The following is a 2,501-nucleotide window of genomic DNA, read 5'->3' on the forward strand; positions in this document are numbered from 1 at the left end:
TTCATGACCAGCCCATACGGGCGCATGAGCCCTTTCCAGCAAGCGCAAATGTTCAGCCTGCTGGACGAGAACATCCACAACATCGCCATCGAAGGCGTGTTCGACGACTGCCAGGACATCGTCAAGGCCGTGTCCAACGACCTGGACTTCAAGCGCAAGTACAAGATCGGCACGGTCAACTCGATCAACTGGGCCCGCCTGCTGGCCCAGGTCGTCTATTACTTCGCCGGCTATTTCTACGCCACGAAGTCCAATGACGAGCAGGTGAGCTTCGCCGTGCCTTCGGGCAACTTCGGCAACATCTGTGCCGGCCACGTGGCGCGGCAGATGGGGCTGCCGATCGGTCGCCTGATCGCGGCGACCAACGAGAACGACGTGCTCGACGAGTTTTTCCGCACCGGTACCTACCGCGTGCGCGGCAGCGCCGACACCTACGAAACCTCCAGCCCTTCGATGGACATCTCCAAGGCCAGCAACTTCGAGCGCTTCGTGTTCGACCTGCTGGGCCGCGACGCGGCGCGCACGAAGCAGCTGTTCGACGACGAGCTGCGCCTGCACGGCCGCTTCGACCTGGGGGCCGACCCGCTGTTCGCCCAGGCCGCCAACCGCTACGGTTTCGCCAGCGGCAAGAGCACGCACGCCAACCGGCTGGCCACGATCCAGGACACTTTCGAACGCTTCGGGGTGATGATCGACACCCACACCGCCGACGGCGTGAAGGTGGCGCGCGAGCTGCGCCGCGAAGGCGAAACCATGGTGGTGCTGGAAACCGCGTTGCCGATCAAGTTCGCCGAGACCATCCGCGAGGCCCTGGGCCGCGATCCGCACCGCCCGGCCAAGTTCGACGGCATCGAAGCCCTGCCCAAGCGGGTGCAGGTGATGAAGGCGGACGTGGTCGCGGTCAAGCGATACGTCACCGACCACTGCCCGGTCTGAGTGCCCGCAGCGATAGGCCATGAAGGTCGTCGGTTTTGCAGGTTCGTCGGGGGCAGGCAAGACCACGCTGGTGGAGCGGCTGATCCCGGCGCTCAAGGCGCGTGGGCTGCGCGTGTCGGTCATGAAACACGCGCACTGCGGGCTGGACACCGACCAGCCCGGCAAAGACACCTGGCGCCACCGCGAGGCCGGCGCCTACGAGGTGCTGGCCGCCTCGCCCGAGCGACTGGTGCTGCAGCGCAGCTACGAACAGGTGGGTGAGCGCTCGGTGCACGAGTTGCTGCCCCTGCTGCACCCGGCGGTGGACTGGGTGCTGGTCGAAGGCTGGCGCGATAGCAACCTGCACAAGGTTGAGGTCTGGCGCGCCGCGACGGCCAAACCGGTGCGCTATCCCGACGACCCGTTCATCGTTGCCATCGCTTTGCCGGCGGCCGACGCGCTGCCCGAAGACACCTTGCGACCTCGCCTGGATCTGGATCACCCCGATGCGATCGGCGCCTGGCTGGTCGACAATGGGGACCGTTTCGAGTACGACCCCGAAGCCTATCTTTGACCGCCGACCTGCAGAGCCTTTGGCTGCGTTCGGCGCCCGGACCCCTATGAACGCACCTCAACCCGCCCGCATGCCGCTGATGGCGCTGGACGACGCACTGGCCGACTTGCTCGCGCGCGTCACACCGCTGACCGCCACCGACACCTTGGCCACCGTGATGGCCGATGGCCGCGTGCTGGCCGATGACCTGGTCTCTGCTCTGCATGTGCCGCCGCAGGACAACTCGTCCATGGATGGTTACGCGGTGCGCGTGGCCGACATCACCGAAAAAGGCGTGGTGCTGCCGGTGAGTCAGCGCATTCCGGCCGGCCACGCGGCGCAGCCACTGCAACCTGGCACCTGCGCGCGCATCTTCACCGGTGCCACGGTGCCGCGCGGGGCTGACGCGATCTTGATGCAGGAAGACACCCGCGAGGTGGGCGGCGACTTCCACGCGGTGCACATCGACGCGGTGCCCTCGGCGGGTCAGTGGATCCGCCGCGCGGGCGAAGATGTGGCCCGTGACGCCGTGGTGCTGCCGCGTGGCACGCGCCTGTCGGCCGCGAGCCTGGGCCTGGCGGCGGGCATCGGCTGCGCCCAGCTGAACGTGACGGCCCGGCCCCGTGTGGCGCTGTTTTCCACCGGCGACGAACTGGTGATGCCGGGTCAGATCGCGCCCGAAGCCATGAAGCCTGGCGCGATTTACAACAGCAACCGCTTCTTCCTGCGTGTGCTGCTGGAGCGCCTGGGCTGCGAGGTCAGCGACCTGGGCATCGTGCCGGACAAGCGCGAGGCCACGCTGGCGGCGCTCAAGACCGCGGCCGACCACCACGACCTGATCCTCACCAGTGGCGGCGTGTCCGTCGGTGAAGAAGACCACATCAAGCCCGCCGTGCAGCAGCTGGGCAGCCTGGACCTGTGGCAGATCGCGATGAAGCCCGGCAAGCCCTTTGCCTATGGCACGGTGCGGCGCCATGGCGGTGAGATGGGCGGGGCGGGCGCTGACGCGGCCGGGCATTGCCACTTCATCGGC

At 67.4% G+C, this 2,501-nt stretch carries 2 protein-coding genes and 1 pseudogene; all 3 read left to right on the forward strand.

The window, feature by feature from the left end:
- Positions 1 to 936, forward strand: a pseudogene (locus ACR2JA_RS07615) (threonine synthase); the annotation flags it as partial.
- 19 nt (positions 937 to 955) lie between these two features.
- Positions 956 to 1,489: a molybdopterin-guanine dinucleotide biosynthesis protein B gene (mobB, locus tag ACR2JA_RS07620; RefSeq protein ID WP_434008494.1), complete on the forward strand. Its 534-nt coding sequence runs from the start codon at positions 956 to 958 to the stop codon at positions 1,487 to 1,489.
- 46 nt (positions 1,490 to 1,535) lie between these two features.
- Positions 1,536 to 2,501: molybdopterin molybdotransferase MoeA (locus ACR2JA_RS07625; RefSeq protein ID WP_434008495.1), on the forward strand; the 966-nt coding region annotated here is incomplete at its 3' end.

The sequence above is a fragment of the Hydrogenophaga sp. genome (assembly GCF_051007235.1).
Classification (GTDB): Bacteria; Pseudomonadota; Gammaproteobacteria; order Burkholderiales; family Burkholderiaceae_C; genus Hydrogenophaga.